The 18,966-nt window shown below is 61.2% G+C and carries 16 protein-coding genes; 7 read left to right on the forward strand and 9 right to left on the reverse strand.

Annotated features, from left to right (window positions below; translation table 11 throughout):
* Positions 1-63: 63 nt before the first annotated feature.
* The 3 genes from HMI60_RS15195 to HMI60_RS15205 all read right to left on the reverse strand — a co-directional run bounded on the left by HMI60_RS15195 (position 64) and on the right by HMI60_RS15205 (position 4,658).
* Positions 64-2,235 (reverse strand): S8 family serine peptidase, encoded by a 2,172-nt coding sequence (locus HMI60_RS15195; protein ID WP_064721513.1) that lies wholly within the window; start codon positions 2,233-2,235, stop codon positions 64-66.
* Between the two features lie 257 nt (positions 2,236-2,492).
* Complete coding sequence (locus HMI60_RS15200; RefSeq protein ID WP_193589896.1) at positions 2,493-3,950, reverse strand: hypothetical protein; 1,458 nt, start codon at positions 3,948-3,950, stop codon at positions 2,493-2,495.
* A 339-nt stretch (positions 3,951-4,289) separates the two neighbouring features.
* Positions 4,290-4,658, reverse strand: a complete 369-nt coding sequence (locus HMI60_RS15205) for a VOC family protein (RefSeq protein ID WP_018776863.1) — start codon at positions 4,656-4,658, stop codon at positions 4,290-4,292.
* Between the two features lie 63 nt (positions 4,659-4,721).
* Between HMI60_RS15205 and HMI60_RS15210 the strand changes: the two genes are divergently transcribed.
* From HMI60_RS15210 to HMI60_RS15220, 3 genes are all read left to right on the forward strand, one after another.
* Positions 4,722-5,189 carry a MarR family winged helix-turn-helix transcriptional regulator gene (locus HMI60_RS15210; protein ID WP_193589897.1) on the forward strand — a complete coding sequence of 156 codons (468 nt, stop codon included), beginning with the start codon at positions 4,722-4,724 and terminating at the stop codon, positions 5,187-5,189.
* Positions 5,176-5,661: a hypothetical protein gene (locus HMI60_RS15215; RefSeq protein WP_193589898.1), complete on the forward strand. Its 486-nt coding sequence runs from the start codon at positions 5,176-5,178 to the stop codon at positions 5,659-5,661. Before HMI60_RS15210 ends, HMI60_RS15215 begins: the two co-directional genes overlap by 14 nt.
* A 93-nt stretch (positions 5,662-5,754) precedes the next feature.
* Positions 5,755-6,438, forward strand: a complete 684-nt coding sequence (locus tag HMI60_RS15220) for a hypothetical protein (protein WP_227453551.1) — start codon at positions 5,755-5,757, stop codon at positions 6,436-6,438.
* 448 nt (positions 6,439-6,886) lie between these two features.
* Here HMI60_RS15220 and HMI60_RS15225 read toward each other — a convergent pair whose 3' ends face one another.
* Genes HMI60_RS15225 through pdhA form a run of 3 tightly spaced genes read right to left on the reverse strand, consistent with a single transcriptional unit; the run spans position 6,887 to position 10,628 of the window.
* Positions 6,887-8,350 (reverse strand): dihydrolipoamide acetyltransferase family protein, encoded by a 1,464-nt coding sequence (locus HMI60_RS15225; RefSeq protein WP_193589899.1) that lies wholly within the window; start codon positions 8,348-8,350, stop codon positions 6,887-6,889.
* Positions 8,351-8,352: 2 nt separating this feature from the next.
* Positions 8,353-9,438 (reverse strand): alpha-ketoacid dehydrogenase subunit beta, encoded by a 1,086-nt coding sequence (locus tag HMI60_RS15230; RefSeq protein ID WP_193589900.1) that lies wholly within the window; start codon positions 9,436-9,438, stop codon positions 8,353-8,355.
* Entirely contained in the window at positions 9,435-10,628 is a 1,194-nt protein-coding gene (gene pdhA / locus HMI60_RS15235) for a pyruvate dehydrogenase (acetyl-transferring) E1 component subunit alpha (protein WP_193589901.1), read from the reverse strand. Before pdhA ends, HMI60_RS15230 begins: the two co-directional genes overlap by 4 nt.
* Before the next feature lie 171 nt (positions 10,629-10,799).
* Between pdhA and HMI60_RS15240 the strand changes: the two genes are divergently transcribed.
* The 3 genes from HMI60_RS15240 (at position 10,800) to wecB (ending at position 13,050) form a co-directional block, all read left to right on the forward strand.
* A complete protein-coding gene (locus HMI60_RS15240; RefSeq protein WP_018776870.1) occupies positions 10,800-11,264 on the forward strand; it encodes an Lrp/AsnC family transcriptional regulator in 465 nt (154 codons plus the stop codon).
* Complete coding sequence (locus HMI60_RS15245) at positions 11,261-11,809, forward strand: YdcF family protein (RefSeq protein ID WP_193589902.1); 549 nt, start codon at positions 11,261-11,263, stop codon at positions 11,807-11,809. Before HMI60_RS15240 ends, HMI60_RS15245 begins: the two co-directional genes overlap by 4 nt.
* A gap of 98 nt (positions 11,810-11,907) precedes the next feature.
* Positions 11,908-13,050, forward strand: coding sequence for a non-hydrolyzing UDP-N-acetylglucosamine 2-epimerase (gene wecB, locus HMI60_RS15250; RefSeq protein ID WP_305082341.1), 1,143 nt, complete (start codon positions 11,908-11,910; stop codon positions 13,048-13,050).
* Positions 13,051-13,107: 57 nt separating this feature from the next.
* Here the strand turns inward: wecB and galE are convergent, their stop codons facing one another.
* A complete protein-coding gene (galE, locus tag HMI60_RS15255; RefSeq protein WP_189075332.1) occupies positions 13,108-14,121 on the reverse strand; it encodes a UDP-glucose 4-epimerase GalE in 1,014 nt (337 codons plus the stop codon).
* 380 nt (positions 14,122-14,501) lie between these two features.
* On the opposite strand from galE, the gene HMI60_RS15260 reads away from it, so the two are divergent.
* Positions 14,502-15,980: a polysaccharide biosynthesis tyrosine autokinase gene (locus tag HMI60_RS15260; RefSeq protein ID WP_189075450.1), complete on the forward strand. Its 1,479-nt coding sequence runs from the start codon at positions 14,502-14,504 to the stop codon at positions 15,978-15,980.
* 487 nt (positions 15,981-16,467) lie between these two features.
* Here HMI60_RS15260 and HMI60_RS15265 read toward each other — a convergent pair whose 3' ends face one another.
* Both HMI60_RS15265 and HMI60_RS15270 read right to left on the reverse strand, forming a co-directional pair.
* Entirely contained in the window at positions 16,468-17,700 is a 1,233-nt protein-coding gene (locus HMI60_RS15265; RefSeq protein WP_189075333.1) for a hypothetical protein, read from the reverse strand.
* Positions 17,701-17,738: 38 nt separating this feature from the next.
* Positions 17,739-18,908, reverse strand: coding sequence for a hypothetical protein (locus HMI60_RS15270; RefSeq protein ID WP_189075334.1), 1,170 nt, complete (start codon positions 18,906-18,908; stop codon positions 17,739-17,741).
* Positions 18,909-18,966: the final 58 nt, after the last annotated feature.

Genomic DNA, 18,966 nt, shown 5'->3' on the forward strand with positions numbered 1-18,966 from the left:
GCCTCTACTCTACCCACGGAAAGCTGGGAGGGAGCGGAATGAACCGGCCGCCGGTGCGGGGATTTAGAGAATGGCGGTCATGACGTTCCAGCCGGCGCCGACCTGGCCGAAGCGCAGCCACCATCCGGAGCCATCGCCGGTGTAGAGCAGCAGATCTCCGGCTGTGTTGCGCCCAAGGACGTCCACCTTGCCGTCGCCGTCGAAATCACCCGGCGCCTCAATGGCGTTGAAGATGTTCCAGCCGGAGCCGATTTGGCTGGTGGCCAGCCACCCGCCGGTGCCGTTCCCCGGGTAGAGCAGGAGTGCTCCGGACCCGTTGCGGGCAATAATGTCTGCTTTGCCGTCGCCGTTGAAGTCACCTACGCCGTCGATGGCCGTCATGATGTTCCAGCCGGCGCCGATCTGGCGAGGCTGCAGCCAGCCGCCTGTGCCGTTGCCCGGGTAAAGCCAGAGCACGCCGTTGCCGTCGCGGGCAATGATGTCAGCAGTTGCGTCGCCGTTGAAGTCACCTGATGCCTTGATGGAGGTCATCACGTTCCAGCCGGCACCGATCTGACGGGCGCCCAGCAGGCCGCCCCAACCGTTGCCCGGGTAAAGCCAAAGCACGCCGTTGCCGTCGCGGGCAATGACATCTGCGTAGCCGTCGCCGTTGAAGTCGCCCGGCGCCTCGATGGAGGTCATGCCGTTCCAGCCCACACCGATCTGGGTGCGGCCGCCCTTCCAGCCTCCGTAGCCGTTGCCCCGGTAAAGCCACAGGGCACCGCTGCCGTCGCGGGCAATGACGTCGCTGGTGCCGTCTCCGTTGAAGTCGGTGAGCTTCTTGTTCAGTGCTGCAGCGGGGGCGGTGCCACCGAACTTCTTCAATGCTGCGGTGGCATCCACCAGGCCCGCGCCGCATCCGGCCGAGCAGCCACCCGGCAGCGGCCTGGCCGACTCTTTGAGCTGCTGCTCCACCTGTGCAGGAGTGACGGTGCTGCCCTCGGCGGACATAAGAAGAGCTGCAACGCCCGCCACGTGGGGAGCGGCCATGGACGTTCCCTCCATCCATGCGAAAGCCGGCTCGCCGGGCGTGGTGGTTCCGTAGTTCAGGGTGGACAAAATTCCGCGGCTCACGTCAACCGACATGTCGCCGCCGGGTGCGGTGACGTCCACGGTGGGACCGTAGTTGGAGTACACGGCCCGGGCTCCGGCTTTGTCGCTGGCAGCTACGGCGACGACGTTCTGGCAGTTGGCAGGGCTGGCATCAGCCGCAGGGCGGTTGGAGTTACCTGCCGAGGCAACAACCACGGCTCCGGCGTTGTATGCAAAGTTGATGGCATTCTGGTACGTGGTGGAGCACTCTTTGATGCCGCCCAGGCTGAGGTTAATGACCTTGGCCGGGTTGGGGTTTACGGGAGCATCAGCCACTACGCCACCTGCAGCCCAGATGATTGAATCGGCGATATCGGAGCTGTAGCCGCCACAGACGCCAAGCGCCCGGACGGGGAGAATCCTGGCACCCGGCGCAACGCCGGAGATGCCGATGCTGTTGTTTCCGAGGGCCGCCACGATTCCGGCCACATGGGTTCCGTGCCATGAGGAGTTCTCGGCGGGGCTGCCGGATTCACACTCTTCCGCCGGCACCCAGTCGCCCTGGTCCGTGGGGTCGGGATCGCGGCCGTTGCCATCCCGCGCATCGGCAGCGCTGGAAATCATGTCGTAGCCGGGCAACACATTGGCGTTGAGTTCAGGGTGGTTGGTGATGCCAGTGTCCACCACGGCAACAACTACGCCTTCGCCGTGGTTGTAGTCCCAGGCACCCGGGGTGCGGACGCCGGACAGGTTGTCCCACAGGTTCCACTGCTCCAAGTAGCCGTAGTCCTGTGAGTGCGAGGTGGGACGCATGATGTCGTCAGCCTCTGCGTAGGCCACGTTGGGATCCGCGCGAAGGGTTTCCACAAAAGCCTGGGCTTCCGTTGCCGAAAGTGCCTCATCGAGCTTGATGACGTGACCCCCGGTGGCATTTTCGCGGGAGCTCTTGGCCTGCACCCCCAGCTTGGTGGCTGCTTTGTCCGCCGCGTTCTCGGCCTTCACCGCAGCAGCCTGGGCCGCGCTGTCGCGAATACCCACGATGAACTGGTCAGTGGGGGTCTCTGCAGCGGCCTTGAGGACCTTGGGGGTGCTCGGAATGATGTTGATCTGGTCAGCAGCGGCTGGCTGGACGGCCAGTCCTCCGGTGATCAGAAGCGTGGTCATGGCTAAGCCAATGGTTCTTAGAGAACGGAGTCGGGGATTATTCACTGGGCATCCTAGGGAAATCGCGGCAGCCTTGAACGGCTGATCGCGGGCAACTGGAGACCACCAGCTGACCCCCAGGAAATTGTAAGCTGACTCTCGACTCTCCGTGCACACCGTCACATTTGTGACGGGAACGGTGCCGGATAAAGCAGGACCAGCCCACTACAGCATCCGACGGGATGCCGTAATGGGCTGGTGCCTACCGCTAGTGACGATTAGCTGTGACGGGAAGCTGCCTTCCTGCGGGTGACCAACATCAGGACCAGCCCGAAGAGGACAAGAACCGCAGCGATCGCTACGTAGGGAGTCGCCTGGGCACCAGTGGAGGCCAGGTTCTCATCCGAGCCCTCATTCACGGACCTGTCCGCGCAAACACCCGAATTCGAGGTTCCATTACCTGCGACGCCCGGGATTTCCTCGCAGCTGTCCTCACTCGGCGCCACGGCCGGGGTCGTCTCCGAGGGGGTCGACGTCGCCGGAGGCGTCTCAACCGGCTTCGTCTCCGAAGGCGACGGGGTCGGCGTCGGCGTCTCAACCGGCTTCGTCTCCGAAGGCGACGGCGTCGGGGTCGGCGTCTCAACCGGCTTCGTCTCCGAAGGCGACGGGGTCGGCGTCGGCGTCTCAACCGGCCTCGTCTCCGAAGGCGTCGGAGTCGGCGTCGGCGTCTCAACCGGCTTCGTCTCCGAAGGCGACGGGGTCGGCGTCGGCGTCTCAACCGGCTTCGTCTCCGAAGGCGTCGGAGTCGGCGTCGGCGTTACCGGGATCTCGTCCACAGTGACGGTGGCCGATGCGTTGATAACCTTGGAGTCAACGTGGTTGAAGACCGCGAAAACCTGGCAGTCAGTGTCGCCGTTGTGGAACCAGTTGAGGCTGTCATCGGTCGCGGGAACCACGGAGGCGGACAGCTTCAGGGTGCCGGGCTGGTCAACCGTGACACAGAGATCGACGTCAACGGAATCGCCAACGACGGGCTGTGTGTCCACAGTCAGGAGGTTGCCTCGCAGCGTGGCGTCTGTTTCATCCGGGCACAGGGTTACGTTTCCCGTGGAGGCCGAGAGGTTGATGGGAGTACCTGCAACGTTGGTTTTCAGCGTTACCCGCGCTTCGTCGCCGACAGAAAGGGGGCCCTGGGTTACCGGCGAAATGCCCAGCTCGGGAACGTACGGCACGGCCAGGAAGTCGAGTGTCTCCTCGATATCGTTCGGGCCCAGCTTGCTTTCATCACAGATGGACTGGGCGTATTCCCGCAAGTTGTTGTAATCCGCGACGCACCAGGCCAGCTGCTGAACCCGGTAGCGCGACTCGGAGTCCGTATCAGAGGTGACGAATACGCTTTCGGTTCCGCTGGTGTACTGGAACCCGTTCTGAACGATGTAGGCGAAGGCGCGACGTTGGAAGTCGGTCATGCCAGAGTTCTTGTCAACGTCGTCATGAAGCGGACGGCCATCGATGCACGACTGCAGTTCCGGGTCCGTGCAGTACATCCAGGCGCTCACAGGACCGCCATTGGCAGGTCCTCCTTCAGCTTCGGTTGCGTACCGCACGCCGCACAGAGGAACAGTGGCATCGCCGCCGTTAGGAGCGACACCGTTGGCGGTGTACAGGGGAACGACGAGCCCGCGGTTGTAGTTGGCGAGGCTGACTCCCTCGACGGTGGTGGACGGGTCGGTCACATGTGCGGTGGTACCCGGGCAAGGTGGAGCCTCAAAGGAGGTGCTTGCAGTTGGGGGTGCCACTGCGGTTGCGGGAGTCGGCATGCCTAACTGCGCAGCAAATACCCCCGCAACCAACAGAGTTGACGCGGCCAAACCCGCGGCGAGACGTTTCAGCATTATTTCCTTCAACTTGAACTAAACGAGAACAAAGGACGGCGGCCCGCGCATCCAGCGCAGGGGGTCCCTCAGCAAGTTCGTGTTTTCAGGCCGCGTTTTGTGATGTCGAGATGCGGAAGAGTGATCAACGTCTCTTATTTGCGGGTGAGCGAACCACCACAGCTCACCCGCATTCTTTGCCTAGGTCCGGTCGTGAAGCGTGACGTGGTATCCATCGGGGTCGGCAAAGGTGACGGTGCGACCGAACGGCCCGTCGATCGGAGCCGTGACGATTGGGTGGCCGTCACGTGCCAGGGCGTCGTGGATTTCCTGGACATCGGTGGCGTGCAACCAGATAGCGGCGCCGATGCCGGGTTGGTCGACGGATTCCAAATCAGTACCCGGGACGATGCTCCTCAGCGCGAAGGCTATGGGTCTGGTTTCGAAGACGACGGCGTGGGGCGGGCCGGCCTGCGAGCGGATGAGGCCGAGGTAGTTCTCGTAGAACGCCCGCGAGGCGTCGAGATCACGGACTTGGAGGGAGATGAAGTCGGGGCCGGTGACAGGCATGGTGGAACTCCTTAGTTCTATGTCAGTTATCTGACACGCATCAATTTATGTCAGAATACTGACATGAGTCAACGCGGGATCGACCTCACCACGTCACTGGGCTATCTGCTGAAGGAAGCCTCGAGCGCCCTCCGCGTCGCCATGGAGGCAGCACTTCGGCCGCTCGGGATGACCGTGACCCACTACTCGTGCCTGGAGCTTCTTGCGCAGCGCCCCGGTTTGTCGAACTCCGAACTGGCCCGTGGAGCGTTCGTGACACGGCAATCCATGAATGTCCTGCTCCAAGCACTGGAGCGGGACGGATACGTAACGCGACCGGCAGAGGCCCGGGTTGGAAAAGTCCTGCCTACGCAGCTCACCCCCCTTGGCCGGCGAAAGCTGGAGACGGCGACCACTGCGGTCAGGGAGGTTGAGCTCAGGATGCTGGCCGGCATGACACAAGAGGACCAATCAACAGCGCTCAGGATCCTGCGAAGCATGGTCCACTCCCTGCGCGACGACAACCAGGATGCAAACGATGCGGATCATTAGCACCCTCCGGAAAGGTGCCGCAGCCGCCGTCGTTGGTGTTCTGCTGAGCGGTTGCACCACACCCGCCGCACCGTCGCGCCCAATGGCGGCAGCTGAAGCAGCCGTGTCGGAAATCCCCGGCGCGACGTTCCAAGCGGACCGTGCGCGGAACGGTACGACGGCCTACGTCAACGCGACGCTGTCCGTAACGGACGCCTTCGCCGGCGATCCGGCCGCGCTTCTTGACTACTCGCTGGCACAACTGGCCTCCCAGGACGAGGTGGATCGGGGACAGTTCGTGCGCCTGAACTTTGATGGGCCGGGGCAGACGCCGGAGAAAACAAAGACACTACTGGTGTCCTTAAGGATCAATTCGGAGCAATACGGTGGCGGATCCTCGCTGGAGCTCGCCAACCAGGACCTTGACGAGCGATACGGCACCTGGCCCGCGTCCCCGCCGTCGCTTCCGCCGTCGCTCCGCTCAGCACGCTGACGACACGCATGGGCTGGGGTGCCCATCGCAGCATCGGCCCGGTCCGCCTAGGGTGGAAGGTGCCCGGGAACCTTGGGCACTTTGGGGGAAGACATGCGCAATACAAATTCACGACGGCGGCATCGCCGTCTGCTTTCGGCTACGGCAATCGTTGTGCTCACCGCAGTTACGGCCGGCGGGCTGGCAGGATGCAGGGTTGAAAAGCGGCCGGCGCCGCCGTACCCGACCGTCGAATGGCAGGGGGCTGCTCCCACAGGACCGTTGGAGTCCGACCCGTGGGTAATGGCCACAAGGGACTTCCTCGAAGCAGAAGCCGTGGCCCGCAACATCAACGATTTCTCGATACCTGAACTCGTCAAAACGGCGGGCAGGGATATGCGGAGCCGTGCAGCGAGACCGGCATTCGACGACGTGAAACAGAGACGGCGCCCGGACATCCTTCCCGGGCCAACGCCGTTCTTGCCCCTCTCTGTGACGCCCAACTTCCGGGGCGACCCGGACCGGGCAGCTGTCAGGGGGTGCAGAGCAACTGCGTGGTCTTCGGAAAAGGGAGAAGTGCCTTCCCAGCTGAAGGGCCACGGCGTCGAGTACCGGATGGAACGGCTGGCTGACGGCACCATGCGGGTGGAATCCTCAGCGAGCGTCCCGACTTTGGACTGCGCCGATGCCATGCTTCCCGTGTCATTGTTCGCCCCAGCGCCGGAGCCCTCAGACGTCACCGATGTTAAGGACATCGTGATCGCCGAGCGCGCCGACATTGATCCGCCCGGCAAATGAGGGGTCAACACCCAGGAGCGGGCATGACCGTCATGTTGCTCTGCGCAGCGTTGCTCGCCGGATGCACAGTGCCCGGCGATGGGGGCCGATCTCGTGGCCCGATACGGCGAGTGGCCGGGTGCGGCCCCTACGGTAAATCAAGAGACTCTCCAACGTCCCATAGCCCTTGGACAGTGAGCGCGCGTCCGGCCCAAGGGCGCGGGACGTGAGCAAGCGTCCGACCCAAACCCTAGGGACGTGAGCAAGCGTCCGGCCCAAGGGCGCGGGACGTGAGCAAGCGTCCCGCCCAAACCCTAGGGACGTGAGCAAGCGTCCCGCCCATGGGCGCGGGACGTGAGCAAGCGTCCCGCCCAAGGGCGCGGAACGTGAGCAAGCGTCCGACCCAAACCCTAGGGACGTGAGCGAGCGTCCGACCCAAGCCCTAGGGATGTGAGCGAGCGTCGAGGGGTTACATGTCTGCGAGCGCGCCGCCCGGGTTTTCGATTGCGTCGGCCACGTAGCGCAGGAAGCCTGCGGCGGTTTCGCCGTCGCACACGCGGTGGTCGAAGGCCAGGGTCAGTTCGGTGACCTTGCGGACGGCCAGCTCTCCGTTGACCACCCAGGGCTTGTCGATGATGCGGCCGACCCCGAGCATCGCAACTTCCGGATAGTTGATGATCGCGGCCGAGCCGTCCACGCCGAACACACCGTAGTTGTTCAGCGTGAAGGTGCCGGAGCCCAGTTCCGTAGGGGTCGCCTTTCCGTCACGTGCGACGGCGGTGAGTCGCCGGATCTCTGCGTCGAGTTCGCGGGCGCTCATCCCGTGGGCGTTGCGCACCGACGGGACCACGAGTCCGCGGTCGGTCTGGGCGGCGAAACCGAGGTTGATTCCTTCGAAGCCCACGATTTCCTGGGAGCCGTCGGCTGCGGTTTCAAAGCGCGTGTTCAGGGCCGGATACTTTTTTAACCCAGCCGTGACAAAACGAGCGATGAAGGCCAGCAGGCCAGGGGTGTCGTGCGGAGCGCGCTTCTTGAGCTCGGCCCGCATCTCCAGGAGCGCGGTTGCGTCCACATCCACCCATACCGTGGCTTCGGGGATCTCCGAGCGGCTCTTCGTCATGTTCGCAGCCACTGCCTTGCGGACTCCACGGACAGGCGTCCGGGCAGACACAGCCAATCCGGTGCGGCCATCAACGGCCCCCGCAGCAGCAGAGGCAACAGCAGGAGCCTCAGCAATAGGCGCAGCAGCAACCGGAGCCTCCGGCGCAGAAATCGCAGCTTCAACGTCCCTGCGCATGATCAGCCCGCTCGCGCCCGAACCTTCAATCGCGTCAAGCGAAACACCGTGATCCCGCGCCATCTTCCGTACCAGCGGCGAGATGACAGCGCTGAGTTTGCCCGGGATGCGTGTCCCGGCAACAGCCGGCTCAAGAACCGGTTCAGCTACTGCAGCCGGCTCAGCCACGCGCTCGGCTGCCCGGTCGACGACTGCGACACTCGCCTTGCGCGGGCGGGTCCGGCCGCCGGTCGCTCCCCCGGGCGTGCCGTAGCCGATCAGTACATTCCCGGAGCCGGCCTTTTCCTCGGTCCGGTACGTCTCAGCTGCGGCATCCACGGCGGGCGACGCCTCGATCCCGGAAGACAGGGCAGCCGGAGCCGCGGCAGCGGGCGAACCCGACCCCGCACCCGCACGGGCGATCGAGATCAGCGGCTTGCCGACGTCGAGCGTTTGGCCGGCTTCCCCGTGCAGCTCGGCAACGGTACCGGCGTAAGGCGAGGGCACCTCAACCATGGACTTGGCGGTTTCAACCTCGGCGATGGGCTGGTCGACCACGATCTCGTCACCGACGGCGACGAGCCAGTTCACCAGTTCGGCTTCGGTGAGTCCTTCTCCGAGGTCGGGCAGTTTGAAGACCTGCATATCTGAACTCATGGTTAGTCCTCCCACTGAAGGTCGTCGACGGCGTCGAGGATGCGGTCGACGCTTGGCAGGTAGTAGTGCTCCAGCTTGGGAGACGGGAACGGGACGTCGAAACCGGTCACACGGAGGATCGGCGCGGCCAGGTAATGGAACGCGCGTTCCTGGACGCGGGCCACGATCTCGGAGGACACGGAGGCGAAGCCGTGGGCTTCGGCGATGACGACGGCGCGTCCCGTCTTGCGTACGGACGCACAGACGGTCTCGTCGTCGAAGGGGACGAGGGTGCGGACGTCGATGACTTCGAGCGAACGTCCCTCTTCCGCGGCAGCGGCCGCGGCGGCGAGTGCGGTGGGAACGGACGGTCCATAAGCGATGAGCGTGGCGTCCGTGCCGGGACGGGCTACAGCCGCGCGGCCCTCGGTGGAGGTTCCGGCGTCGTGCTCTGCGCGCAGGGCGCCCAGGTCCACCTGGTCCTTGGACCAGTAGAGCTTTTTGGGTTCCATGAACATGACGGGGTCATCGGAGTCGATGGCTTCGCGGAGCATGCGGTAGCCGTCGGCGACGCTGGCCGGGGTGTAGACCTTCAGGCCTGCGGTGTGGGCGTAGTAGGACTCGGAGGAGTCGCAGTGGTGCTCCACTCCCCCAATACCGCCGGCGTAGGGAACACGGATGACCATGGGCATTTTGAGCTTGCCCTTGGTGCGGTTGTGCATCTTGGCGACGTGGCTGACGATCTGTTCGAAGGCCGGGTAGGCGAAGGCGTCGAACTGCATCTCGATGACCGGGCGCATGCCGTTGATGGCCATGCCCACGGCCATGCCGACGATGCCTGATTCTGCGAGCGGGGTGTCGAAGCAGCGCTGCTCGCCGAATTCGGCCATGAGCCCGTCGGTGATGCGGAAGACGCCACCGAGCATGCCGACGTCCTCACCGAAGACCAGCACTGAGGAGTCCGCACGCATGGCGTCGGCCATGGCGGTGTTGAGAGCCTTGGCCATGGTGAGGCTCTGCGGCCCGGTTGCCTCGGCGGTGGCCGCAGCGGAAGCGGCGGCGCTGGCGGTAGCGGCGCTGACGTTGGCGGTGGCGGTGGTGACGGTCATTTTGCGCTCTCCTCGCGGGCAAGTTCACTGGCGAGCATGGCTGACTGCTCCTTCAACTGCGGGGTGGGCTTGGCGAAGACGTACTTGAAGAGGTCCAGGGGCTGCACCGGGACGTCCTCGCCCAGGCCTTCGCGGAGCTGGGTGGCGACGGCTTCCGCGTGCTCGGCGATGCGGTTGCTGGCGGCGTCATCCAGGAGTCCCTTGTCCGTCAGGTAGGACTTCATCCGGGTCAGCGGATCCTTGGCCTGCCACTCGGCCACTTCGCTGTCGGGACGGTAGCGGGTGGCGTCGTCGGCGTTGGTGTGGGCCTGCATGCGGTACGTGTGGGCCTCGATCAGCAACGGGCCGGAACCTTCGCGGGCCAGCTTCACCGCCCGGTCCATCACGGCGAGCAGCGCGACGAGGTCGTTGCCGTCAACGCGCTCACCTGCCATGCCGTAGCCGACAGCCTTGTGGGCCAGCGACGGCGCCACGGACTGGTGGCTGAGCGGTACGGAGATGGCGTACTTGTTGTTCTGCACGAAGAAGATGACGGGCAGGTGGAAGACAGCGGCGAAGTTCAGTGCCTCGTGGAAGTCACCTTCGCTGGTGGCACCGTCGCCGCACATGGCCATCACTACCGTGTTTTCACCGCGCAGCTTGGCGGCATGGGCAACGCCCACGGCGTGCAGCAACTGGGTGGTCAGCGGGGTGCACTGGATGCCGACGTTGTGCTCTTTGGGGTCGTATCCACCGTGCCAGTCGCCGCGGAAGATGGTCATCACCTCTACGGGGTCTACCCCGCGGGTCATGACGGCGACGGCGTCGCGGTAGGTGGGGAACAGCCAGTCACCTTCGCTGAGGCACATGGCAGCTGCCACCTGGCAGGCTTCCTGGCCGTGGCTTGAGGGGTAGACGGCCATGCGGCCCTGCCGGACGAGCGCCGAGTTCTGGTCGTTGACGCGGCGCCCGACGACGAGCTGCTCGTAGGCGGCCATCAGTTCAGAGTCGCCGGGCGTGGGGTACTCGTGGCCGGGTTCGGTGCCTTGTTCGTCATGGGGGCGGAGGGTGCCGTCCGGGTTCACCATTTGGATCTGGTGCCGGGCGGGAAGCATGTAGTCCTCAACGCTGATGCCGAATTTTGTCCGAACGTCAGCAGCCTGGTCCTCTACAACCGTTTCCGGCGCAGAGTGGTCTGCGTGGATCGTCATTGGTCCGTCCTTCTCTAGCCACTATGTGCTTCCAGTATGTTCCCCGCTGAAGTTTCGTATCCAGCTTTCCGCTGAATCATGGAAGACCTTGCCTAAACTGGGTATTCTGAAAGACGAATTGCAATTGTGAGCTGGGTTACGCGCCTGTGCTGTAGACGAATTGGAGAGACCGTGAGCGAGGCCGAGGCGGAGCAGACCGCCGTACCGCTGGACAGTGTGGACCGCGACATCATCCGCGAGCTCACCACGGACGGGCGCATGTCCATCACGCAGGTAGCCGAGAACGTGCACATCAGCCGCGCCCACGCGTATTCCCGCATTGCGCGGCTCACTGGCGAGGGCGTGCTGACCAAGTTCACGGCCCTGGTGGATCCAATCAAAGCCGGCCTGCGATCGTCCGCGTATGTGACGTTGAAGGTGCAGCAGCATTCCTGGCGGGAGTTGAAGGAACAGCTGCGGGCCATCCCGGAGATCCACCACATCGCCTTGGTGGGCGGCGACTTCGACGTCATCCTCCTGGTCCGCGCCACCGACAACATCCACCTCCGCCGCGTGATCTTCGATCAGCTTCAGTCCATGGAGGGCATCCTGGATACCCAGACTTTCCTGGTGTTCGAAGACGTCGATACCCGGTGACGTTCCAGCGAAAAGTCATCTGGACGGTTGTTGCTGCCATGCTCGCAGGGCTGTTGTGGCTGATGGCTGCCTACCAGCTCTTCCACAACCCGCCCCACCCCACTCCCCAGCGGACCGACGCGATTGTGGTGTTGGGCGGCATGAGCAGCGAACGCCTCCCGGAGGGCTTGGCTTTGCGGGAGCAGTTGAACATTCCGGACCTGGTGGTGGTCACCACGGGATTGCCCGCCAACGCCGGTTCGGATCAGTTTTGTGAAGCGCACGACGGCGATGCTCACCTTGACTGCTTCCGTCCGGATCCGCTGAACACCAGGGGTGAAGCCGCCCATCTGCGGGACCTTGCCGCGGAGCGCGGCTGGAAGTCGGTGACTGTGGTGACGTCCGACTATCACCTGCTCCGGGCAGGAACCTTGATGAAGCAATGCATAGCCGCTGACGTGCACATGGTGGGCACCAAACCGCAGCTCTCCCCCGCCGGTTGGCTTTGGCGCTTCGTGGTGGAAACAGGTGGTCTGTTCGATGTCTGGCTACGCCCTGAATGCTAAGGGTTCTGGTGAATTCTGCTTGCTTGTGAACGGCTAGGATTGCACTAGTTTCGGGCGCCTTAGGGCCGGTCTTTTTGGGGGAAAACGTGCACACCATCATGCCTATCTTTGGGACCCGGCCGGAAGCCATCAAGATGGCTCCAATTGTCCGTGCACTGATGGAGTCGGAGCTCTTCGAGTGCGTTGTGACAGTCACGGGCCAGCACCGGGAAATGCTGGATCAGGTCAACGAGCTTTTTGGGATCACCCCGGACCACGACCTCAACATTCTTCAGCCGGGCCAGTCCCTCACGGACATCATGACCCGCACCATGAGGGGGCTCGACTCCCTGTTTGCTGCTGGAAAGCCGGATGCGGTGATCGTCCAGGGTGACACCACTACCTCCACCGCCGGCGCCATCGCCGCTTTCTATCACGGCATTCCCGTGGTCCACGTGGAGGCCGGCCTCCGCAGCGGGAACCTGCTCTCCCCTTTCCCGGAAGAAGCCAACCGGAAGATCACCAGCCAGATCGCTTCCCTGCACCTGGCTCCCACCACTACCAGTCGGGCCAACCTGCTGGCCGAGGGTGTTGCTGCTGCAGACATCGTGGTCACCGGAAATTCAGTGATCGACGCATTGCTGACCACCGTGGACAAGCAAGTGCCGTTCTCTGACCCTGCGTTGGAGTCGCTTGCTGTGAGTGGCCGCCGCATTCTTCTGGTCACCACGCACCGCCGCGAGAACCAAGGTGATGCCATGCGCGGAGTGGGCCGGGCCCTTGCCCGGATCGCCGACGCCGAGCCCGAACTGACGATCGTTCTGCCTGCGCACAAGAACCCCGTGGTCCGTGAAGCCGTGTTACCTGCATTGGAAGGGAAGCCGAACGTTCTGGTTACCGAGCCCTTGGCCTACGGCGAGTTCACCCGCATGCTCTCCCTGGCCCACGTTGTCCTGACCGACTCAGGCGGAGTCCAGGAAGAAGCACCGAGCCTTGGCAAGCCTGTACTGGTGATGCGCGACAACACAGAGCGCCCCGAGGCCGTTGAAGCCGGGACAGTGGCACTGATCGGCACGGACGAAGAACGGATCGTGGCCGAGGTTAGCCGGCTGCTTCACGATGCTCCCCATTTCGAGGCCATGGCGAATGCCGTGAACCCGTATGGGGATGGGCTTGCCGCCGAGCGGACAATCGCTGCGATTGCTGAGCTGCTGGGAGTGGGCAGGCGCGTGGAGGAGTTCGGGATGGAGCGGGTGGGTTAGGCGCAGCTCCTGCCCGTGGAAGAAGCTTCGATGGCAGGCATCGGCGCCCAACGGGGTCTACTGGGAGTACCCGTTCGGGTTAGACGACTGCCAGCGCCAGTGATCCTCGCACATCTGCGCCAAATCACGCCGTGCCGACCACCCAAGGTCAGCTAAGGCTGCTGAAGCATCCGCATAGCTGATAGCGGCATCACCGGGCCTCCGCGCTACTACTTCGTACCGGATAGTCCGTTCAGCTGCCGTGCTGAACGCTTTGATTACGTCCAGCACAGAAGAGCCTCGCCCCGTTCCCAAGTTCCACTTGAAAGCACCGCAATTGTTGGATACGTGGTTCAGAGCGGCAAGATGCCCCTCGGCGAGATCCATCACGTGTATGTAGTCACGGACACCAGTGCCATCATGAGTTGGATAGTCGGCGCCGAAAACGAACACTTTCTCCCGCAGCCCCACTGCAACTTGAGCAACGTAGGGCAAGAGGTTATTGGGCACTCCTCGTGGCGATTCTCCGATGAGTCCCGACTCGTGGGCTCCGACAGGATTGAAATAGCGAAGAAGTGCCACGCCCCAGCTGGGATCTGCTGCGCACAGATCGCTTAAGATGTCCTCAATCTGTTCCTTGGTGCGGCCATATGGATTGGTCGCATCCAAGGGCAATTTCTCAGTAAGTGGAACATTCTCAGAATTTCCATAAACAGTCGCCGACGAACTGAAGACGAGCCTACGGACACCAGCCTTCTGCATTCCTCGAAGAAGGTTGATTGTTCCAACGATGTTTGTCTCGTAGTAAGTGAGGGGATCAGCAACCGATTCTCCTACAGCTTTCAGCCCTGCAAAGTGAACTACGGCGTCAAAATCACCCCGATTGAGGACAGACTCGACAGCGCCGGCATCCAATAGCTCGACACATTCGAAGAGTATGGTCCCCCCGGTCAGACGTTCAACTCTTTTCAAGGACTCTTGGCTTGAGTTGGAAAGATTGTCCAGCACAACCACTTCGTGGCCCTGTTGGAGCAAGCAAAGGACGGTGTGCGACCCAATGTATCCGGCGCCGCCGGTGACCAGTACCTTCATATTTCGATTCTATTGCGAGGCAGCGGCCTGAACAGTTCGGTTACTTTTTTGTTCGATGAACTCTTGGCTACAGTCGACCTCGAGGGCTCTGGCTCGTCAACTGTCCGCATCCCCCGAAGCAGCCGCCCCAGGCATCGGCGAAATCGCCGACCGGCAAGCGGGTCGGGGCCACCGCATGCGGAGTGCATCCGCGCAAGGTAGGTTCAACCGAGAAGCCTACCCTGCCGCTACAACACCTAGCTGCTATGCAAAGCCGCTACCGCGGGACAGTTCGGCGTAGTGATGTGCTAGCTACGTGAAGGGGGCAGCTAGAATAGACTCGATCCGCAGCTCAGCTGTTGGCACGTCAGCGCAACAAAAATTATCAGGGGGACCCCGGTTTGGATCTACGCGACTACCTGCGAATGGTGCGGCGAAATTGGATTCTGATTACATCGTTGACTTTAGCTGGGCTTCTGGTGGGTGGGACGGCGACAGCGCTGACCGCTCCTACGTATACGTCCGAGGCAGAGCTCTTCGTCTCCATTCAGAATTCAGGGTCAGTCCAGGAACTCCAGCAAGGAAACACGTTCAGCCAAGCACGAGTGCAGTCTTATGTTAAGACTGTGTCCACGCCAGTTGTTCTGCAACCCGCGATCGATGCGCTGGGTCTGAACGAATCTGCGGAAGATCTATCCAAGCGAGTCAAAGCGAGTGCTGACCTAAACACGGTATTGATAAGCATTACCGCCTCCGATAAGTCTCCGGTCCAAGCGGCCGCAATTGCTCAAGCCGTCGCTAACAGCCTCGTGACCGCTGTCGAGTCTCTGGAACGCCCAAAAACTGGTGGCACCTCGCCAGTGGGACTTTCCATAATCACACCGGCGCAGGCTCCCACGAGCCCCTCCGCGCCAAATGCCAGGACCAACCTGCTCCTTGGCCTTGTAGTCGGCCTCGCTCTCGGCATCGCTGCCAGCATCACACGAAGCCTGCTGGATAGCCGCATTCGCGGTGAAGCGGACCTCCGCCATGCAACGGATGCCCCACTGCTAGGCGGGATATCTTTCGACCCTGCAGCGACTAAACAGCCGCTTCTGACGCAGACCGGCTCTCAAAGCCCCCGAGCTGAGTCATTTCGACAGCTCCGCACGAACCTGCAATTCACTAATGTCACAGGCAATGCCAAGACTGTGCTCGTTACGTCATCACTTCCTGGCGAGGGTAAGAGCACAACCGCAACAAACCTCGCAATCGCGATGGCTGAAGCTGGCCAGAGCGTATGTCTCATTGATGGTGACCTACGCCGCCCGATGGTCAACGAGTATCTCGGTTTGGACAGAAGCGCGGGTTTGACCACCGCGCTCATTGGCAACGCGGACATCAATGACTTGCTCCAACCTTGGGGTGAGGACAATCTATTCGTCCTCACCTCCGGCCAAATTCCACCAAACCCAAGCGAGCTTCTTGGCTCTACGGAAATGAGCAACCTGCTCGAACGTCTGGAAACTGTTTTCGATGCCGTAATCATAGATGCGCCTCCTCTGCTTCCTGTTACAGACGCCGCCGTTCTTGGACGGAACGTCGGTGGCGTAGTTCTCGTTGTCAGTGTCCAGAAAACGACTCAACAGGAAGTCCAGAAATCCATGGCCGCGCTGAGCATGGTCAACGCGAATCTTCTTGGCATTGTTTTGAACCGCCTTCCAATCAAGGGTCCGGATGCTTATGGATACGGCTACTACGGAAGCATTGAAAGCACTGCCAAAACTCGTCGGGCTCAACGCTCTGAAGTTCCCGCCCGGCTGGACGATTCGACCCCGGAGCCACCCGCCAGAGCAGCCCAGCGGTTCCCTGCCTCGCATATGGACGACATCCGGGGTTAGCTAAGGGTTCAGCTCTCTAGCGCTTGGGATCCTGGTCGGGTTCGATATATCTAACGGGACAGATTGGCCAATTCTCTTGTCAACTCCGCTCATTGGTACTAGGTGCGCTGAACGACAGCCGTAGTCCTCCAGACCCGCAGCCCCTATTATCTTGCTGCTCCGGACCAAAAATTGGACAGTTGCAGCGAAGATGCCGAGTTGCCAGCCACTCGCAGAAGCTCGCGTCACTCGGTCGAGTTGGCGCCGCTGTACCTTCACGCATCCCAGCTCGCAGTTCTTCTTTTAGAGACAAAGAGACCAAGACGCAAAGACCCTGACAGGCACTGTCACGGTTCTACTCAGGGGAATTCCTTTTGCCTACTTCGAACTGCAAGCCGCCACTGAGTGTCAGGCAAGAGGAACGGATTATCCGCCCTAAGCCGCCGAAGTGCCTATCCTCCAAGTAACGGGCATGGGCTGTAGGTCGCAACAACGCCGGCTATTCCAGTTAGACGTTCGGGCCCCCGGAAACGCTAGCTCCCTCTCTACGCAGTAAACGCGCATTCGGGCCGGAACGTCGGTGCAGCGGCCTCCCGGTCGACCTGCGCGACAACACCGTGAGTGAAACTGCAAGCATGAGGTACAGGGCAGCTTCTGCCAGTAATGCGCCTTGAGCACCTGCAAGAAATGCGCCCACCGGCCCCAGCCCAAAACCCAAGATAGTCACGACGATTCTTACTATCGTCGCCCGCCACGTAACGCCTTGGACGCGCAAAAAAACTGTGGGAACCACTGATAAGCCTGCAAAAAATCTGTTGAGGGCTGTCGCCCCAAACAGCCCCACCATAATGACCCATGTCTCGCCGAATAAACCAGCACCAAGTCGCGCAGGTAGGTTGGCTAGAACAAGGTACGTTGCACCCACTGTTACCGCCACCAACAACGACATCGCAGCCATCCTGCGCCAGTAGGATCTCCTTCTCAGCAGATGATTAGGGCGAAGATCCCGCAAAACCATAGTCCGAAGGAAATTAATGGCGAGGCTTGTCATGCCGAAGATGGACAATGCCGACCGATAAGCGGCAAGCTCAGGACCACTTGCGTAGAAATTGAGAATCAGAGTAATGGAATACCCGAGGACGGCCCCCAAGACAGCTTCGGAAACGAACGAGGAATTCAGCCTCCAGTGTCTCGCCAGCCATTGAATGCCTGCTCCGAATCTGGGCAGCAAACGAAAAGCAAACATTGCGACCGCGCCCAGCAGGGTAGCCGACGCGCCCAGGAATAAGAGCATGCCGCTACCGTCCAGGCCAAGCGTCCCCGCGACGAAAATACCCGAGCAACTGGCCACCGTATATGTCGCGTCGAGGGCGAGAAGACCCGCAGTCCGCCCAGTCGAGATAGCGGCAAAGCGCACGCTGTCTTGGATCAGAAGACCAAATTGGGCCACGGCAAGAGATAAGTAGAAATCGGCACTCTGTGGAATGGTAAAGGCCAGGGCTATCATGACGGCCCCAATAGCAATGGCAACTACCAGGGACAGACCAAGAGAATTCCCTCTTTCGTCCGCCGCAAAATTCTCCCGTGTTGAACGAACCAAAAGCGTTTCGCCGCTCAGAGCCCTCACGAGACTTTGAATCAGTACTGCTGTCGACAGCCCAAGGACAAAGGTTCCCAACTGCTCCGGAGAGAGAAATTGAGCGGCTAAAACAAGGAAAAGAATACTAGCTAGGCTGAGCACACCTTGATCTATAAAGCCCAGGGAGTATCTAAGGAGCCTCAAGTAACTTGGCCCTCAACTGATTTGACTGGAATAAGCAAACGAAGCAGTATCGCAGAATAGAGAAGTACCACAATAATATTCCAGAATATAGATCGCCCCAGAAATGCCATCATTCCGAAAGCAATAAATGGCACGAAGACATGGATTCTTCGCAGAAGCCCGGCGATTAGAAAAACACACGCGAACGCAATAGCAAAAATCAAGACCCTTACGAAAAGGTCGGGATCATACGCGTCGGCCCAAGGGTTTCCGGCTACACCAACATTCGTGAACTTACGTTCGGCGAACTCATCGGCGTACAGGGTGACGGGGTAAGGTCGCAGTGGAGAAGGTAACAATAGAACCCACTGTTGGAGTATGGAAGTCGCCCCCAGGGACTCTGCGGTATAGAGGCCCAGACTCAACGGAAGCAATGAACTGGTTGGCAGTATCCACTCATTGAAACCAACCAAATCGTTCGTAGACCACAAGGTTGGAAGCCAGGTAAATGCAGAGATTCCTAATATCGCGGCCACCGTTAGCCAGAGCTTATGACGGCCCGATTTAATTGCGAAGAAGGCGGCGCACAGGGCAGCCACCATGAGCACGCTGAAGTAATTCCGGGATCCCGCGATAAGACTAGGGCCCCAAAATATTCCTAGAATAGCCAAAGCCCTGAAGCGATACCTCTTGACTGTCATTGACACGCTGACCAAGATGATTCCGATCACCAAGGCCAATACGATACCAAAAAGCCCATTCCCCACCCAGAACTCTTGCTTGAAACTGTGACGACCACTGCTTAGAACAGCACCCAGGTTAGCGGCTAGGAACGCAGCGTCATGAAGACCAACGAGGAGGCCAGCCCAGAGAACGATCTCGATACGCTTGTGAACTGAATTGACACTGTTACGCCCGACGGCGGAAAACACTCTCCATCCATCCGCGAGGGCGTTTTGAAACTTTTGGGCAATACCGAGAACCAGAGTGAGTCCAAGTGCTGTGAGCAACGTAAGCGTCTGTTCATGTGCAACAGCTTCGTAGCTAGAAAGTGGTGGGCGGGGAAAGAACGTCACCCCATTTAATGCGCCAATATATGCCCCTAAAGCGTAAGGGTAGTTCAGCAGAGTTGCAATGGCAACGGCCCGGGCATTGCGGACCGCCAGCGCGGTGACGATCGTTATCACGGGCGCTAGGACCATCCCAACCGACTTCGACTCATTCCAAAGAAGGTATGCCGCGACG

Source organism: Paenarthrobacter sp. YJN-D, assembly GCF_015040335.1.
In the GTDB taxonomy this organism is placed as follows: Bacteria; Actinomycetota; Actinomycetes; order Actinomycetales; family Micrococcaceae; genus Arthrobacter; species Arthrobacter nicotinovorans.

Bases quoted from the DNA above. Each gene is read 5' to 3' on its own strand.
- HMI60_RS15225 (WP_193589899.1), bottom strand. From the start codon at position 8,350: ATGAGTTCAGATATGCAGGTCTTCAAACTGCCCGACCTCGGAGAAGGA.
- HMI60_RS15215 (WP_193589898.1), top strand. From the start codon at position 5,176: ATGCGGATCATTAGCACCCTCCGGAAAGGTGCCGCAGCCGCCGTCGTT.
- HMI60_RS15195 (WP_064721513.1), bottom strand. From the start codon at position 2,235: ATGACCACGCTTCTGATCACCGGAGGACTGGCCGTCCAGCCAGCCGCT.
- pdhA (WP_193589901.1), bottom strand. From the start codon at position 10,628: ATGACGATCCACGCAGACCACTCTGCGCCGGAAACGGTTGTAGAGGAC.
- galE (WP_189075332.1), bottom strand. From the start codon at position 14,121: ATGAAGGTACTGGTCACCGGCGGCGCCGGATACATTGGGTCGCACACC.
- wecB (WP_305082341.1), top strand. From the start codon at position 11,908: ATGCCTATCTTTGGGACCCGGCCGGAAGCCATCAAGATGGCTCCAATT.
- HMI60_RS15220 (WP_227453551.1), top strand. From the start codon at position 5,755: ATGCGCAATACAAATTCACGACGGCGGCATCGCCGTCTGCTTTCGGCT.
- HMI60_RS15230 (WP_193589900.1), bottom strand. From the start codon at position 9,438: ATGACCGTCACCACCGCCACCGCCAACGTCAGCGCCGCTACCGCCAGC.
- HMI60_RS15210 (WP_193589897.1), top strand. From the start codon at position 4,722: ATGAGTCAACGCGGGATCGACCTCACCACGTCACTGGGCTATCTGCTG.
- HMI60_RS15205 (WP_018776863.1), bottom strand. From the start codon at position 4,658: ATGCCTGTCACCGGCCCCGACTTCATCTCCCTCCAAGTCCGTGATCTC.